Origin of the sequence: Pseudoalteromonas sp. MB41 (genome assembly GCF_020966275.1) — a bacterium.
In the GTDB taxonomy this organism is placed as follows: domain Bacteria; phylum Pseudomonadota; class Gammaproteobacteria; order Enterobacterales; family Alteromonadaceae; genus Pseudoalteromonas; species Pseudoalteromonas lipolytica.
The window spans coordinates 56,885-72,314 of record NZ_JAJJZF010000004.1 but is presented as its reverse complement, the minus strand read 5'-3'; the positions used below and the strand labels follow the sequence as shown (position 1 = coordinate 72,314).

General features: G+C 40.4%; 15 protein-coding genes. 7 read left to right on the top strand and 8 right to left on the bottom strand.

Annotated features, from left to right (window positions below; genetic code table 11):
- Positions 1-24: 24 nt before the first annotated feature.
- The gene (locus LPA49_RS06725) at positions 25-1,458 is read right to left on the bottom strand and encodes a coniferyl aldehyde dehydrogenase (protein ID WP_230236111.1); all 1,434 of its coding nucleotides are present in this window, start codon (positions 1,456-1,458) and stop codon (positions 25-27) included.
- 106 nt (positions 1,459-1,564) lie between these two features.
- Between LPA49_RS06725 and LPA49_RS06720 the strand changes: the two genes are divergently transcribed.
- The 6 genes from LPA49_RS06720 (at position 1,565) to LPA49_RS06695 (ending at position 9,337) form a co-directional block, all read left to right on the top strand.
- Entirely contained in the window at positions 1,565-2,575 is a 1,011-nt protein-coding gene (locus tag LPA49_RS06720; protein ID WP_036972338.1) for an AraC family transcriptional regulator, read from the top strand.
- An 84-nt stretch (positions 2,576-2,659) separates the two neighbouring features.
- Positions 2,660-3,013: a metalloregulator ArsR/SmtB family transcription factor gene (locus tag LPA49_RS06715; RefSeq protein ID WP_036972337.1), complete on the top strand. Its 354-nt coding sequence runs from the start codon at positions 2,660-2,662 to the stop codon at positions 3,011-3,013.
- A gap of 13 nt (positions 3,014-3,026) precedes the next feature.
- On the top strand, positions 3,027-4,028 hold the full coding sequence (locus LPA49_RS06710; RefSeq protein ID WP_230236109.1) for an ArsJ-associated glyceraldehyde-3-phosphate dehydrogenase: 1,002 nt from the start codon (positions 3,027-3,029) through the stop codon (positions 4,026-4,028).
- A 9-nt stretch (positions 4,029-4,037) separates the two neighbouring features.
- Entirely contained in the window at positions 4,038-5,255 is a 1,218-nt protein-coding gene (gene arsJ / locus LPA49_RS06705) for an organoarsenical effux MFS transporter ArsJ (protein WP_118845175.1), read from the top strand.
- 90 nt (positions 5,256-5,345) lie between these two features.
- Positions 5,346-7,469 (top strand): methyl-accepting chemotaxis protein, encoded by a 2,124-nt coding sequence (locus LPA49_RS06700; protein WP_074988707.1) that lies wholly within the window; start codon positions 5,346-5,348, stop codon positions 7,467-7,469.
- 350 nt (positions 7,470-7,819) lie between these two features.
- Positions 7,820-9,337 (top strand): DUF3360 family protein, encoded by a 1,518-nt coding sequence (locus LPA49_RS06695; protein ID WP_036972331.1) that lies wholly within the window; start codon positions 7,820-7,822, stop codon positions 9,335-9,337.
- A 62-nt stretch (positions 9,338-9,399) separates the two neighbouring features.
- Here the strand turns inward: LPA49_RS06695 and LPA49_RS06690 are convergent, their stop codons facing one another.
- Positions 9,400-9,924, bottom strand: a complete 525-nt coding sequence (locus LPA49_RS06690) for a hypothetical protein (RefSeq protein WP_065978941.1) — start codon at positions 9,922-9,924, stop codon at positions 9,400-9,402.
- Positions 9,925-9,975: 51 nt separating this feature from the next.
- Here LPA49_RS06690 and LPA49_RS06685 point away from each other — a divergent pair, with 51 nt between their 5' ends.
- A complete protein-coding gene (locus LPA49_RS06685; protein WP_036972329.1) occupies positions 9,976-10,335 on the top strand; it encodes a DUF1294 domain-containing protein in 360 nt (119 codons plus the stop codon).
- Between the two features lie 46 nt (positions 10,336-10,381).
- On the opposite strand, the gene LPA49_RS06680 is transcribed toward LPA49_RS06685, so the two are convergent.
- The 6 genes from LPA49_RS06680 to LPA49_RS06655 form a co-directional block, all read right to left on the bottom strand.
- Positions 10,382-10,726 carry a PEGA domain-containing protein gene (locus tag LPA49_RS06680; protein WP_199524976.1) on the bottom strand — a complete coding sequence of 115 codons (345 nt, stop codon included), beginning with the start codon at positions 10,724-10,726 and terminating at the stop codon, positions 10,382-10,384.
- Positions 10,727-11,861: 1,135 nt separating this feature from the next.
- Positions 11,862-12,194: a DUF600 domain-containing protein gene (locus LPA49_RS06675; protein ID WP_230236107.1), complete on the bottom strand. Its 333-nt coding sequence runs from the start codon at positions 12,192-12,194 to the stop codon at positions 11,862-11,864.
- Positions 12,195-12,215: 21 nt separating this feature from the next.
- Entirely contained in the window at positions 12,216-12,536 is a 321-nt protein-coding gene (locus LPA49_RS06670) for a hypothetical protein (RefSeq protein ID WP_230236105.1), read from the bottom strand.
- Entirely contained in the window at positions 12,533-13,387 is an 855-nt protein-coding gene (locus tag LPA49_RS06665; protein ID WP_230236094.1) for an immunity 49 family protein, read from the bottom strand. Before LPA49_RS06665 ends, LPA49_RS06670 begins: the two co-directional genes overlap by 4 nt.
- A 322-nt stretch (positions 13,388-13,709) precedes the next feature.
- The gene (locus LPA49_RS06660; protein ID WP_230236086.1) at positions 13,710-14,258 is read right to left on the bottom strand and encodes a hypothetical protein; all 549 of its coding nucleotides are present in this window, start codon (positions 14,256-14,258) and stop codon (positions 13,710-13,712) included.
- A 301-nt stretch (positions 14,259-14,559) separates the two neighbouring features.
- The gene (locus LPA49_RS06655) at positions 14,560-15,423 is read right to left on the bottom strand and encodes an immunity 49 family protein (protein WP_230236084.1); all 864 of its coding nucleotides are present in this window, start codon (positions 15,421-15,423) and stop codon (positions 14,560-14,562) included.
- Positions 15,424-15,430: the final 7 nt, after the last annotated feature.

The following is a 15,430-nucleotide window of genomic DNA, read 5'->3' as shown; positions in this document are numbered from 1 at the left end:
GTTGTCACCTGTTGGGGTTTATTGTTATGAGTTTATTCGGGTTAAAAAGGCTAATAGCCGGTCAGCAAATTTACCGTACGGAGGTGCTAAAAACTTAATGCTAGTAAATCTGGCTTGATAAAACACCGGACGTAATTTTGAGAACGTTAAAAACCCGTCGTAGCCATGATAATGCCCCATACCACTGGCACCGACTCCCCCAAAAGGTAAGTCATGTTGCCCAACATGAAATAACGCGTCGTTGACGCTAACACCACCAGACATAATGTTATCAATATAGTAGTTGATTAATGACTTGTCGTAGCTAAACGGGTAAAAGGCCAGCGGTCTATCTCGTTCGCTGACGTAATCAACCACCTGTTGGGGAGAGTAGTAAGTTTTGAGCATTAAAATAGGGCCGAAAGTTTCGCGAGTATCAATGTGCATATTGTCATTACTATGCATAATGATCGTGAGCGGGAACTTTCGTGTTTTTGCATCGGCAGCTTGTTTACCCAGTGTGATTACTTTGGCACCGAGTTGCTGAGCGTCAGCAACGCAATCAACTAAACGCTTAAATGCGCGGTCATCAATAATGGCTGTGTAGTCTTCACTGTGAATATCGGGTAGGTGTTTTTTTGCCCAATGGGTCGCTGTTTCTATAAAGTGCTCACATTGCGATTGATGCACAAATACATAATCAACATTAGTGCAAATTTGCCCGGCATTAAGCTGTTTAACATACATTATTCGTTCTACAGCCTTTTGCATTGGGTAATCCTTTGCGATGACAGCAGGCGACTTACCACCTAACTCTAAGGTAACTGGGGTCAAGTTTTTTGCCGCCGCTGCCATTACTTTTTTACCCGTTTCGCCGGAACCGGTAAACATTAAGTGATCAAATGGCAACTTTGAAAAGGCAATCCCTACTTCACCTGTTTCACAAAAAAAGGCTAATTTTTCGGGTTTGAAATAATGACCAACAAGCTCAGCGAGTAGGGCACTTAAATGACGGGAATTCTCTGACATTTTAACCATGGCTTTATTACCCGCGGCAAAGGCTGCTGCCAACTGACTAAATGCCAAATTTATTGGGAAGTTCCAGGGAATGATTAACCCAACCACCCCTAGTGGCTGTGGTATCACTCGGTTTTTAGCTCCAAAGTACATGCGATGATCTACATGACGTTTTTGTACTTTCATCCACTTTTTTAGTTGCTTGAGTGTACTGTTAATATCGGCACAGGCATTGATGATCTCTGCAAGCAGCGTTTCGTGGCGTGAACGATTACCATAGTCGAGATTAATAGCCTTAATAATACGTTCTTGGTTATTGGTAATTAAGGCTTTTAAAGCAAGTAAGTGCTCACGACGTTGTTCATAGCTTTCTATCCCTTGGGCTTTTGCAAATGCGCGTTGCTTTGCAAGTGTGGTGTGCAGAATGTCGTCGATAATGACTGGATGTTTTGCAATGTTCATGTCGGTGCTCTAATAGCAAAGGTAACTGATAGCTTAAATAAAATACTTGCAGTTAATTTGACTTTTTAGGACACTGAAATGACTCTTTGGGACATATGGTATTTTTGTGGAAAGTTTAATACGCTCATCAAGCTTGGCGGGCTTTGAAGGTTTAGTCAGGCGTTACGGGGTAAACCCAAATACGCTATTGGAACACGCGGGCATTTTACCTGCACAATTACGTGACCCCGACAGTTTTGTTGTTTATAGCCACTATTTACAGCTTTTAGAACTCGCTGCAGCAGCCTGTGACGAACCATGCTTTGGCTTAAAATTAGGGAGTCAACAAAGTATGAGCACCGTGGGCCTTATTGGGGCGTATATGTCGCGCCAGCCAACGATTCTTGATGCTTTAAACGTAGCCCAAAAATATATTTATCTACATGCAGAGGGCATTGTGCTTAACCTTGCTTTATATGGGCAAAATAGCTGCGAAGTACGATTTGTCCGTTTGTCTGATGAAAAGCAGGAATTTGTTCAAAAAGCGCAACTGGCCGTGTGTTTAGTCAATAAAGTAATGAAAGAGCTGGTGGGTCCCAAGTGGCGAGCCGATAAAGTATGCCTTCGGCAGTCGCCAGTGAGTGAACACACGGCCTTGTTTGCCAAGGTGCTTGGCTGTGAGGTTGAATTTAATGCTGATACTGATGCTATTTATTTTTCGAGTGCGTTTTTAACGTATAAACCAAAACTCAATGATGCCATTCTCGATACCCTCATTGCAGATCAGCTTGAGATGCAGCGTATAAATAAGCTCCCAGATGAAATGCTGCATATTGAAAGCGCCATGAAAATGCTATTGGCAACAGGGGACTGTAGTAAAGAAAACACAGCATTAAGTATGGGTGTTCACCCTAAAAAGTTACAGCGTATTTTAACTATGCATGAAACGACTTATCGACAACTGCTTGATGATGTTAGAAAGTCAGAAGCCGTTCGACTACTTCAACACGGTAATGTAAGTATGACCGATTTAGCCTTGCGGTTAGGTTATGCTGAATTGTCTATTTTTAGTCGTCGTTTTAAGGCCTGGTTTGGGGTATCACCAACACAATGGCAAACACAGCACGGGGTGTCATAAAACTTTAATATATGTTTTTTCATATATGAGTTTTTTATATTCGTTTTTCCATATATAGTAGCATTATCTAACGAAGGTGATGCTATGAATAACTTAGAACCTACGGCTTTTTTTAAATGTTTAGCGGATGAAACACGCTTAAAAACGTTGTTGCTGATCATGCATCAGCAAGAATTGTGTGTGTGTGAATTAGTGGCGGCTTTGGCATTGAGCCAACCGAAGATCTCTCGCCATTTGGCACTACTTCGAAAGTCAGGGCTATTATCAGATAGAAAACAAAGCCAGTGGGTTTACTACCAACTAAACTCAGATTTACCTAACTGGACGCAGCAAATACTAAAAGCGACGTTAGACTCAAATTTTCAGCTAATCGACACTGACTTAACCCGACTTGAAACGATGGGGAATCGCCCCGAACGTCAAGCGCACTGTTGTTAAAGAGGACAGCACAATGACAATTAAAATAGGTATTAATGGTTTTGGCCGCATGGGACGCTTAACACTTAGAGCAGCACTGAATTGGCCTGAACTTGAATGCGTTCAAATTAACGACCCTGCCGGTGATGCAATTACCCATGCTCATTTATTTGAGTTTGATTCGGTGCACGGCCGATTACAGACGCCTGTCACGGTGGAGCACGATACCATTCGTGTTGCTCATCATACAATTGCTGTGTCTAACAACAAAACCATCGCAGAAACTGACTGGTCAAACTGCGATATCGTGATTGAAGCCAGCGGTAAAATGAAAACCAAAGCCTTACTCGATGAATACTTAGCGCAAGGTGTAAAGCGGGTTGTTGTCACTGCGCCGGTTAAAGAAGACGGCGTGTTAAATATTGTGATGGGGGTGAACGATCATCTTTATAATCCACAACAGCATCAACTTGTTACAGCGGCGTCGTGTACCACGAACTGTTTAGCACCTGTTGTAAAAGTACTACAGGAAAAGGTTGGCATTAAGCACGGCTCAATGACCACCATTCATGACATAACCAACACACAAACCATTATTGATGCGCCTCATAAAGACTTGCGTCGTGCGCGTTCTTGCGGCACAAGTTTGATCCCCACCACAACAGGCAGCGCTACTGCTATTACCCATATTTTCCCTGAATTAAAAGGAAAATTAAATGGTCATGCAGTGCGAGTGCCACTGACCAATGCGTCAATCACCGACTGTGTGTTTGAATTAAAAGAAAGCGTGACTGAAAAACAAGTCAATGCGTGGTTTAAGGAAGCCGCCGACTGTGAATTAAAAGGTATTTTAGGTTACGAAGAAAAGCCATTAGTGTCTATTGATTATAAAACCGATCCTCGCAGTGGCATTATCGATGCGCTCTCAACAATGGTTGTTAACGATACCCAATTAAAGCTCTACGTTTGGTACGACAACGAGTGGGGTTATGCAAATCGCACTGCTGAGCTGGTTCGTAAAGTGGCATTGTCTTAAGGTATTTTGATGCGTGAACAATTGGCAGCTTTGCCAAACGAATTAAAACAATACCTAATAATAACCGGTAACTACTGGGCGTTTACCCTCACCGATGGGGCGCTCAGAATGCTGGTGGTGCTGTATTTTCATCAGCTTGGGTATGAAGCATTAGCAATTGCCATGCTGTTTTTGTTTTATGAAGTATTTGGTGTAATTACCAACTTAGTCGGTGGCTGGCTCGGGGCACGTTTGGGGCTCAATAAAACCATGAATTTGGGATTATTGTTGCAACTTGTTGCGCTCGCCATGTTGTGTGCGCCCAGTCACTGGTTAACGGTCGGGTTTGTCATGACTGCACAAGCGCTGAGTGGTATTGCTAAAGACTTGAATAAAATGAGTGCTAAAAGTGCGATAAAGTATTTGGTACCTAAAGGCCATGAGGGAGAGTCAACCCTGTATAAATGGGTTGCTATTCTAACTGGTTCTAAAAATGCGTTGAAAGGACTCGGCTTCTTTTTAGGCGGCGTGTTACTCACATTATTTGGTTTCACAGGCGCTATTTTTGCCATGTTAGTGATGCTGGGAGTGGTTTGGATTTTAAGCCTGCTTACGCTTAATGCTGACATCGGAAAAGCTAAGAATAAGCCAAAATTTAAAACCTTATTCTCAAAATCGCGGGCAATTAATTTACTCAGCTTTGCCCGAATGTGCTTATTTGCTTCGCGAGATGTGTGGTTTGTAGTGGCACTGCCTGTGTATTTGGCAACGCAGTTTGGTTGGCAACACTGGTGGGTGAGTGGCTTTTTAGCGTGTTGGGTAATTGGTTACGGTTTAGTGCAAACTCAGGCACCGCGTATCACAGGCCATAAAAAAGTAGGTTTTTTGCCAACACGCCAAGCTGCAATGTGGGTAACTGCATTAACACTATTCACTTGTTTGTTGGCTACAGCACTGACATTAAACGTGTTTATGCAACTAAGCTTATTGATTGGTTTATTGATTTTTGGCTTCATTTTTGCGGTCAATTCATCGTTGCATAGCTACTTAATTGTTAGTTTCGCAGACAACGATGGCGTGTCGCTCGACGTGGGCTTTTATTACATGGCAAATGCGTTAGGACGACTAGTGGGAACGGTGCTCTCTGGTTGGGTGTTTCAGGTGTTCGGGCTGGTTGCGTGTTTATGGGTGAGTGTGGCTTTATTAGCAATGGCATCTGTTACGACCTGGTCGTTGAATAAAAAGTAAAAACTCATACTTTTTTTTATGTTTGTTGCTGTTAGTTTAGCAAGATAGTCTAAACTATTATCAAATAAACAATAAAAACGGGAATATTCAATGCGGCAGTTAGCATTAGCAAAAAAGCTTTTATGGCTTACCGTAGGAAGCATTTTTATTACAGTGTTTGTACTTTCTAGTGTGCTCTGGTGGCAGCTTTCACAAAGTAATGAGCAACTTGCTGGGCAGTCTGAAAAATTAATTGTTGCCGAGGTTGAAGATAAACTTTCTTCCAATGCGGCAGCATATGGCGAACAAGTCGCTGGCTTTATAAATGAAGCTTACCGTGTGCCTTATTCATTTGCAGCTATCCTCGGTGATGAACAAGCTGCAAATGCCATTACGCGTGATGCTGTGGTTGAATTAAACCGCGCATTATTAGAAAAAAATACACTTCTTTCATCTATCTATACCCAATTCGAACGCAATGGTTTTGATGGCCGTGATGCGAATTTTATAAGTGGTTATGATCATTCAGTTGCAGGGGCAGGTACCCTAGAAATTTATTTTACGCGTAATCGTGATGGTGCTATTGAGCAGCAAGTGGTTGAAGACGCAGAAGAAAAATATGTAGATAAACTGAGTGAATTCGGTCAACGAGAAGCCGAATGGTACCTTTGTGCAAAAGACACGAAAGTCCCGTGCATTATGGAGCCGTACCTATACGAAATTTCGCCAGGTTATTCAGAAATGATGACCTCACTTACGGTGCCTATTATTAGAAACAGTGAGTTCATTGGTGTTGCAGGGGTTGATTTAACGTTACCCGTGTTCCAAACAATGACAGAAAAACTGTCAAAAGAGCTGTATAACGGAAAAGCGCGCGTAACCTTATTAAGCTCGCTTGATTTGGTTGTAGGGAGCAGTCATCACAAAGATAAATTAGGCCGACCACTTAAAGAAGTCGTGCCTAAAAATATGCTTGATAACTACAACAGATTAAAAAAACAAAACGGAATTTTTAAGGTCGAGGACGAGTATTTAGTTAACTACCCCATCACTATTAAGCTTGCTAAAAAGCAGTGGAATTTATTAATCGAAGTGCCGACTGAACTTGCTCTTGAAGGGCCGCAAGCATTAGCTGACAGCATGAGCGAAAATGCTAATACGCTTGGAGGATTGATTTTAGTCACCGGAATTATTATCGCAGGCGCTGCTTTTGTGATCATGTTGCTGGTGATCCGTACGATCGTTGCTCCTCTTCAGCAGATACAGCAACGGGTTGATAATTTGGCAAGTTCAGAGGGCGATTTAACACAAACATTGCATGTTGATACCCATGAAGAGTTGATTGCGTTGGCAACAGGGTTTAATGCTTTCTTAGCTAAATTAAGAGATCTTATCTGTGAACTGAAAAATGTTTCTGCGCAGACAAAACAACAAGCTGAATTAGCGACGCATGTGTCGGTAGATACAAAACACAATGTTCAATCACAGTTCCAAGAGATTGAAAGCGTGGTTACAGCCATGAACGAAATGAGTGCGACTGCCCTTGAAGTGGCACGAGCTTCTGAGCAATCGGCACTGCAAGCAGACGAAATTAATAGCCTTGTTGTAAACAGTGAGTCGAGCTTATCGTCGGCGGTGACTCAAGTTAAAACGATGTCGAGTGAGATTAAACAAGCGAACCAAGCCGTTGAAAAAGTGGCTGCGCGAAGTAATGACATTACACAAATACTTGATGTGATCAGAACCATTGCAGAGCAAACCAACTTATTAGCGCTCAATGCCGCAATTGAGGCTGCGAGAGCGGGTGAGCAAGGTCGAGGCTTTGCTGTTGTTGCGGATGAAGTGCGTGCACTTGCATCAAAAACACGCGCATCAACTGACGATATTAGTGGTTTAATCGACAGCTTACAGCTAGAGGTCGGCAATGCGTCAAAAGTCATTGAGCAAGGGGTTGTGCGTGCTCAAACTGCGGTAGACGAAACGTCTGTTGCATTTGATGCGCTGCATGAAGTGGTTGTTAAAGTGGATGAAATCACGCAACAGATCACCCACATTGCGACAGCAGCTGAAGAGCAAAGCTCAGTAACCGAGGAGATTAACCGTAATCTAACCCTAATCTCAGATGCTGCATCGCAACTAGCCGAGCTCTCGACTCAAGCCGGCGACGGTAGTCAAACGCTCAATGCGCTCGTGGCACAGCAGGATGATGAGCTTAATAAGCTTAAAACCAAATAGCGGTTGAGTCGCACACTTCAAGCCGTCAGATTACTGAGTAACTGACGGCTTTTGTTTTTATACCGTACTTTAGCGTTTACTATTTAGGCAATTTATTAGACTAATAGTTAATGTGTTCAATTCTGACTTTTTACTGGGTATTAAAATTTAAAAACACTGTCTCATATTAATTTAATCCATTTAAAATCAATTGCTTAAGTTTACTTTTCCTGTTGTGCTTTTTGCTTGAAAGGTGTTTTTCAAAATTCATACCCTACCTTTTGCCTAATCGTGTTTTGTGTCTTGCTGCTTTACCCTAAGTACAAAATAAATACTCACACAATTTTTCAAGATAAGTAGTAGGAGAAGTCATGAATATGAGGCAGCATGAAGCGTCAAAAACGCCTGCTGATCAGGAATCAGAGACGCTTAGTGGACAAAAAAGCTATCAAGCACTTCATAAACCCAGCAGTGAATTTTCAAGTCGCGATGAATACCTAGAACACGAACTACAAATTATGCAGCCAAAGCGTTGGCGTCCAAACTTACCCTTTAGGGATTATCGCTTTGAGCTCGAAGATTCAATTCCAGCAATGGCCGGTACAATCGGTAAAGTAGTGATGGTGGGAGCCATTGCAGCTACGTTTGCAGCACCACTTGGTCTTGGCGAAGGTTTTATATTAGAAAATGTGCGCTACGAGCTATTAATTGTATCCATCTTTATTTTATTGTTTTCAGGATTCTTTTTACCAACGGCAAACTTAGCTGGAACGCATGGACCACTTATTCCTTTAATTCCAATTGTTGTTGCTGCGGGAGGTCATCCCATGGCATTTGGTTTACTAATTGGGGCGTTTGGCTTGCTATTAGCGCTCAGTAAAGGGGGGAGTTTACTCGCTGGGTTAACCAGTCGCGGTGTGTGCGGTGGTTTGCTTCTTTACCTTGGTTTTATTGGCACTATTTCACAGGTTAAAAAGCTGTTTGCGTGGGCCGAAGGCATTGATATGACTCATATCGCATTTATCGTGATCTTATCAACCATTGTGCTTTATGCATTACTTGAGCATTATAAAAAGCGTTGGCTTGCTGTGCCATTAAGCTGTTTATTAGGGGGGTTACTTGCCTTTTCACTTGGCGCACCTTTTGAATTTAAAACAGCGCCGGGCTTGCCGAATATGAACCCAATGTATTGGTGGGGTGAAAATACAGGCTGGATGTTAGGCCTACCCACACTCGAAAGTTTTGTGGTGGTATTGCCATTTGCTGTACTGGCTGTGGCGATGTGGTCTCCCGACTTTTTAGGCCATCAAGTGTTCCAAAAAATTAGTTACCCAGAACGTACTGAAAAAGTACAAATGAATATTGACGACACAATGTTCAGTGCGTCAATTCGTCAAACGTTTGGCTCGCTTCTCGGTGGTTCGAACTTTACCTCTTCATGGGGCACCTATATTGTGCCAGCAGCCATTGCGAAACGCCCAATCCCAGCGGGTGCAGTTTTAACTGCATTATTTTGTATTATTGCCAGTATTTGGGGTTACCCAATGGATTTAGCTATTTGGCAACCCGTATTGTGTGTAGCCTTGATTGTTGGGGTATTTATTCCCTTACTTGAAGCAGGCATGGAAATGACCCGAGAAGGTAAAACCACGCAATCAGCAGCCATAGTGGTGTTTTCATCAACCTTGGTTAATCCAGCATTTGGCTGGTCATTAACGATGTTGCTCGATAATTTAGGTTTAATTGGGTGTAAAGAGCGAAGCGCTGAATTAAGCCAAATGAGTCGTTGGATTATTCCATTAGTGATGTTTATTATTTTAACGGGGGTTATGGCTCTTGTAGGAATGTTGCCTGGGATCCCTGCATTAATGGCTGATTTTAGACACTAACTGATTTACGGGGTAAGGCTAAGTCGCCTTACCCTAGTTTCTTTTAAATACTTAAATACGCGTTACTTAAATACCACCTGTTTATTACTACGGGTATAAGTGCGTGTTTCAGGTTTAGTCCATTGCCCTTTCTTAAGATACGATGTCGACACCACAAACTGGTTATCTTTAAATTCGCTGGTTGATTTAACTTTTGTAATTCCCTCTTTATTGCCAGTCACATTCTCGTAGGCAACAAACTGTGTCGGGCTCAAAACATTCATCGTACCTTGCGTGTAAAAACCTGCGGTGGTGAAGTAATAAAAAACCAGCGATTGTTTCTTGCTATCCCAGAAAATCATCGATTCGCCACCGTATTCACCCTCGTTAATTGAGTGAAGTGTTTTAATGGCGGTGCCATTTAGTGCACGTTGCCACGTACTTACATCTTGTACTGCTGGTTTGCCAGCTGTTACGTTGAAGTCTGATTGCCAAGTGCCTAAGTAAGGCTCAAATACTTTTAGTTTTTCATCGAGAGGTTGCTCTGTTGCAAGTGCTGTTAAAGAGCAAAAGCACAGTGATAGTAAAAATGATTTTATATATGCCATAATACAGCCTAATAAATTTCGTTCGTTTAGCTGAGTATAGGCGATAGTTCATTGATTAAGAAAACATTAATTACATTTTCATTGTTGTTTTTAGCATTGTTATGGCTCGCCTGTTGGCTGTTAAATATGCCATACCTTATCGCTGGGATTTACAGCGGTATAAGCTTAATTAGCTTTTTAGTGTATGGCTGGGATAAACGATTAGCAGTGCAACATGGTGAAGATGTGATCCGTGTACCTGAACGCACATTACACCTCTTAGGTGTGTTTGGTGGCTGGCCTGGATCATTAATTGCGCAACAATGGTTCAGGCATAAATCAAAAAAGCGCAGCTTTATCGCCGTACTGTGGTTAACTATCATCGTTAACTGTAGTGCGCTGTTTTCACTGTATTATTTACAGTTAATTTAAATACTAAAAGGAAAGCAGTGGCTTTCCTTTTTTATCAATAAATTACTTATTGCGATGCTTGGATAGATTCAATGCTATCAAGTTCGATGGTTAAAATCGTTTTCTTATCAACATTAACCCACTTTCGGTAAGTTAAGTAACCAGGTTTAGTTACCTCAATATCGTATTTACCTTCATTAAGCTCAATACCATCTTCGTAAACAGGCTTGATATTCATAATGCGCACTCGAGCATCATCAGGTGTTGTGATAACGGTTAAAGAAATAACTGACTCGTCTTCTATCACTTCAGATGAAGGTTCTACAATTGGTTCTGGTTGTGGTTCAATATCAGGACTTGATGAACAGCCTGCTAATATTAAAAAGGCAAATAATGCACTTAACTTTTTCATAATTACTCCATTTAATTGTTCACAATAAACATAACTGTTTATGATTTGAAATTTCATGAAGAATCAAGGAATAACAATAGGTATTTCAGGGGCTATTATTAGTCTTCCGTGACTTTCATATTTATTATCAATAATAAATTTGTGGTATTTTAGTATGTATCTTAATGAGGTTCAAATTATAGTTTTGAAAAATACATTATTTAATGATTTTTCATTATTGTTTATTTAATGAGTTAAAGGTTTGTTTGGTTGTTTTTACTATATAGCTCAAAAGTGATATTAAATTGACTCTGATTTATAAGGTTAAATAAGACGTGTTGTTTTGGAGTGTGGATAATGGTTGTCATCTGCTGTCCTTAGCGGTGTTGTTGTAAAGTGCCACTTTCGTATTTTTTGGCAAGCTCTTTCCACGTATCAAAAAAGCCACTCTGGAAAAAATAACTATCTGATATATTTAAAATTTGATAATTTGTTGTCTCATGATCTTTCCGTGAATAGTTTGATAGGCTATAGCCTTGATCGTCTCTATCATTTAACCGCCCCATTAAGCGTGTTAAGCCAATATCTTCACCTTAAACTAAATCGTCAGTGCTTATTTTTCCATGGGGTAATCCACCTTCGTGAGGCATTTTTGTGAAAAACTCAAATTTATTAACGAACCAAGGTAAAATTGACAGCAGTGCATCAAATTGCCAAGTTGATTTAAAGTCAGGTTTGTCTTTTCTTTTGATATTTCTATGAGAGACGATAGAGAGTTAGTTCCTTTGGGTAAAAAAGACTCAAAGTTGTTAGGGTAATTTAGTGAATCAGCTGTAGTAATCAGATGCTTTACTCCTTCAGGAGGATTATTAGGATCTGTTATTTCTTTTAGGGGGGGGTAAAAATTGTTTAGTCATTTAAATGCTACCTTTTAATAGAAGTGATAACAGGTGTGATTGTAATAGCATCACCAAATTGCTCTAAGTTGATCAGCTTTCTCTCAAAGTTGAAAGTTTCAACAGAGCCATAGTCTGCTCCTTCTAATAAACTGTTTAAATAACTTAATTTCTTTGTATTACTTTTAGTGATTTTGCCAATATTCATGTTGTTAAAGAGCAGTGTGTTAGGTTTCTGTTGATCTAATTTTTAGTCAGATTTAAAGAATCACGCTTTCTTCAGTACTACCTTCTTGCTCAAAGGTAATATTAAACTTTCCTTGCCGAGTGAGATTAAAAATCGCACGCTGCCAATTTTCTGGTTGATTTTGTATTGCTGAATCAAACACTGTTTTAAATAAACCAATAATGTGGTCAGAAACGGCAATAGGGTGCTGAGTTTTATCAGCCTCTTTTTCATAAAAGGCCTGGCATGTAATGACTTCATCGTGCTGGCAATCTAAAACTAGCATCGCTTTCGACCAGTCATCGTTAATTTGTTGATAGAGATATTGCCCCAGCTGCTGTGGGATGTGTTTTGCGTCTGTGTTCATGTGCTGTCCTTAGCATTGTAGTTATAAAGTGTCGTTTTCGTATTTTTTGGCAAGCTCTTTCCATGTGTCAAAAAAACCGCCCTGAAATAGGTAACTATCTGAAACAATTAATGGTTGATAGCTTGAACCTTCAAAACCTTTGCGAGAATAGTTATATAAACTATAACCTTGATCGCCTCTTGCATTTAACCGGCCCATTAAGCGTGTTAAGCCAATATCTTCACCTTCCACAAGGTCATCAGTACTTATTGTGCCATGAGGTAATCCACCTTCGTGGGGCATTTTTGTGAAAAACTCAAACATGATGAGTATTAACGGCAGCAAAGCTGGATATAAGTTCATGCTTTGCTGCCAACATCCATTAACCATGCTGGAATGTAGCCATTTTCAACAGTGAGCTTGTAGCCTTTTACGTCTTTAGCGATGATGGCTAAGGCTGTTAAAGCTAATGGGATGGCACCTTCATTTTCATCTTCGTGATCTTCGTTGTTGTAATATTCCCTATGAGCCAGCAAGGCTTTTTCCATGGCTTGATTATATTCTTGCTCACCGTTATCAGTGAATATAGCGGTGATCACAGGGATAAGTGGCCACTCCAAACGACTAACATATAAGTAAATTTCATCTTCGACATAATCATCTGGGTTACAGGTAAGGTATGCTTGCTCAATTAAGTTGGCTAAATCAGCGCTAGGGTTAAATACCCCTTTGAGTAAATCAGACAATGCATAATCAAACGGGGTGCGCTGATTACCATAATTAGATGTTTTAAACACATCGTTATCGATAGTCGTTAAGTAAGCGATTGCATCATGGTTACGGGCAATAATACTGCTGTACAAAGCAAGTAACCACACAGGGTGCTCAGCATGTTCAGGGTCGCGTTTACCAGTCACTTCTATATATTCATCATCGTAAAAAAAAGGGAAAGATTGGCCGTCATGCGCATTGCTTTGAAATATGCCGTGGCTTAATTGCGAAGCGCGAATAACATAGAGCCAAGCATGGTAGCTATTGGGGTTTTGAATCGCTTCCATGGGGAATGAGTCAATGATATTACGGGTAAACTGTGTATAGAGTCCTAAGCGAGGATTTTTTTGAATACGGGGTATATTTTTATCTTCGTGCCTGATGTATTCCTCGGCCATTTCATTATAACTAAGTTTGGCAAAACTATAATGATTCTCAATCATTTTATACACTCCTTAAAATCCTATATTAACCAAATGCCTGTAACGATAAAAACACCAATCAATATTATCAATAGCCCTTTTTACTATTCACTTTTCAAAGAATGAAATATTGAACATGAAGTATAAAATACCTTCGAGTGTCATTCTGTGCTCAGGTTATTATCAATACGATGTGTTAAATACTTGATGCTTTATAGTAGTCTTCAACTATCATCTGTTAGCGTTAGTCTCGGTAGTTGGGGAACGTTGTTGCTTTTTTTACTGAAAAGAGCAACGCATCTTAGCTATAGTTTCTCGGCAAAGTAACGCCCCCCAAACACCTCTAATAATAATATAAAATTAAATCTGTATTGTTATCTTCTGCATGCATTATCCAGCTTTCAAACTGCTTCTTTTGATTATTGGAAATATTACTATTTCTAATATTTTCCAACGCTTTACTGAAGTCATTTCTAACTACCGAGAAAACAACAGGGGAATCATCAGGAAAGCCTATTTTAATTTCCCCTTTCTGGTCAACTCTATACATTTTGAATTCATCATAATCATAAAATACATCGACAGAATCACTCGGATACCAATAACGGTTATTTAAACTCTTCCCAAATACCTGAATAATACGCTCGATCACATACCAATGTTTGGTACAATTTTCAGATTGTTGAGGAGTGCCTCCTTTTAAAAGTAAACTCAATATATCGTTAGCAGGAAGCCAGCCATCTTCAATTTCAAATTCATCATCTAAACCAGACAATGACGGTTGAAGTAGGCCAAACATTACATCGAACGAGCCTTTTCTATCATCTTCAGGCCCTATAATACCTGACAGAATGTTAAGATCTATCCAATAGGGAATCACACCATAACTCATAAATATCTCCTATAATTTCTAGTTAATTTTTATCTTGTAAAAATCATCTAATGCCTTTCGAACAGTACCAACAAACGTGGACACTTCAGTATCATCAGAACAGTAATTAGCACTCGACAGGGCGTAGTACGGGCGTCTATCGTAAGTATTAGGGCACTTACAGCTTTTTCAGGTGTTTTGTAGGTATGCCTATTGCAGGTTCTGTTATAGGTACGACTTAGTTATATGGCAGCAAAGCAGGGTATAAATTCATGCTTTGCTGCCAACATCCATGTTGTTAAAGAGCGGTTACTGTCGTTTATTAATTTGGGTCTGTTGGTGGTGTAACATCAATTAACCATGCTGGAATGTAGCCATTTTCAACAGTGAGCTTGTAGCCTTTTACGTCTTTAGCGATGATAGCTAAGGCTGTTAAAGCTAATGGGATGGCACCTTCGTTTGCACCTTCGTGGTCTTCGTTGTTGTAATATTCTCTATGGGCCAGCAAGGCTTTTTCCATTGCTTGATTATATTCTTGCTCGCCGTTATCAGTGAATATGGCGGTGATCACCGGGATAAGCGGCCATTCCAAGCGACTAACATATAAGTAAATTTCATCATCGGCATAATCATCTGGATTACAAGTTAGGTATGCTTGCTCAATCAAGTTGGCTAAATCGGCACTAGGGTTAAATAAGCCTTTAAGTAAGTCAGACAATGCATAATCAAATGGGGTGCGCTGTTCACTTAGCCTTGCTTGTTTAAATACATCGTTGTCGACAGTAATCAGGTAGTTAATAGCTTCGTTATTACGAGCAATGATGCTGCTATAAAATGCAAGTAACCAGTTATTGTGTTTAGTGCCATAGTCGTCTTTTTTTCCAATCACTTCTATATATTCATCATCGTAAAAAAAAGGGAAAGGTTGGCCGTCATGGGCATTGCTTTGAAATATGCCGTGGCCTAATTGCGAAGCGCGAATAACATAGAGCCAAGCATGATAGCTATTGGGGTTTTGAATAGCTTCCATGGGAAAAGTATCTATCAAGTTGCGCTTAAAATGATTGTGTAGCCCATGACTGGGATCTTCTTGAATACGCCCAAGTCCCCCCTCTTGCAACCTGTTATATAACTTTATGGTTCGGTCGTAGCTTACTTGTGCAAAGCTGTAATGGCTTTTAATCACCTTAAAG

What these genes read in the sequence shown, in the direction of transcription:
- LPA49_RS06695 (WP_036972331.1), top strand. Translation starts at nt 7,820, where the DNA reads ATGAATATGAGGCAGCATGAAGCGTCAAAAACGCCTGCTGATCAGGAA.
- LPA49_RS06665 (WP_230236094.1), bottom strand. Translation starts at nt 13,387, where the DNA reads ATGATTGAGAATCATTATAGTTTTGCCAAACTTAGTTATAATGAAATG.
- LPA49_RS06660 (WP_230236086.1), bottom strand. Translation starts at nt 14,258, where the DNA reads ATGAGTTATGGTGTGATTCCCTATTGGATAGATCTTAACATTCTGTCA.
- LPA49_RS06715 (WP_036972337.1), top strand. Translation starts at nt 2,660, where the DNA reads ATGAATAACTTAGAACCTACGGCTTTTTTTAAATGTTTAGCGGATGAA.
- LPA49_RS06680 (WP_199524976.1), bottom strand. Translation starts at nt 10,726, where the DNA reads ATGAAAAAGTTAAGTGCATTATTTGCCTTTTTAATATTAGCAGGCTGT.
- arsJ (WP_118845175.1), top strand. Translation starts at nt 4,038, where the DNA reads ATGCGTGAACAATTGGCAGCTTTGCCAAACGAATTAAAACAATACCTA.
- LPA49_RS06670 (WP_230236105.1), bottom strand. Translation starts at nt 12,536, where the DNA reads ATGAACTTATATCCAGCTTTGCTGCCGTTAATACTCATCATGTTTGAG.
- LPA49_RS06700 (WP_074988707.1), top strand. Translation starts at nt 5,346, where the DNA reads ATGCGGCAGTTAGCATTAGCAAAAAAGCTTTTATGGCTTACCGTAGGA.
- LPA49_RS06710 (WP_230236109.1), top strand. Translation starts at nt 3,027, where the DNA reads ATGACAATTAAAATAGGTATTAATGGTTTTGGCCGCATGGGACGCTTA.
- LPA49_RS06725 (WP_230236111.1), bottom strand. Translation starts at nt 1,458, where the DNA reads ATGAACATTGCAAAACATCCAGTCATTATCGACGACATTCTGCACACC.
- LPA49_RS06690 (WP_065978941.1), bottom strand. Translation starts at nt 9,924, where the DNA reads ATGGCATATATAAAATCATTTTTACTATCACTGTGCTTTTGCTCTTTA.
- LPA49_RS06675 (WP_230236107.1), bottom strand. Translation starts at nt 12,194, where the DNA reads ATGAACACAGACGCAAAACACATCCCACAGCAGCTGGGGCAATATCTC.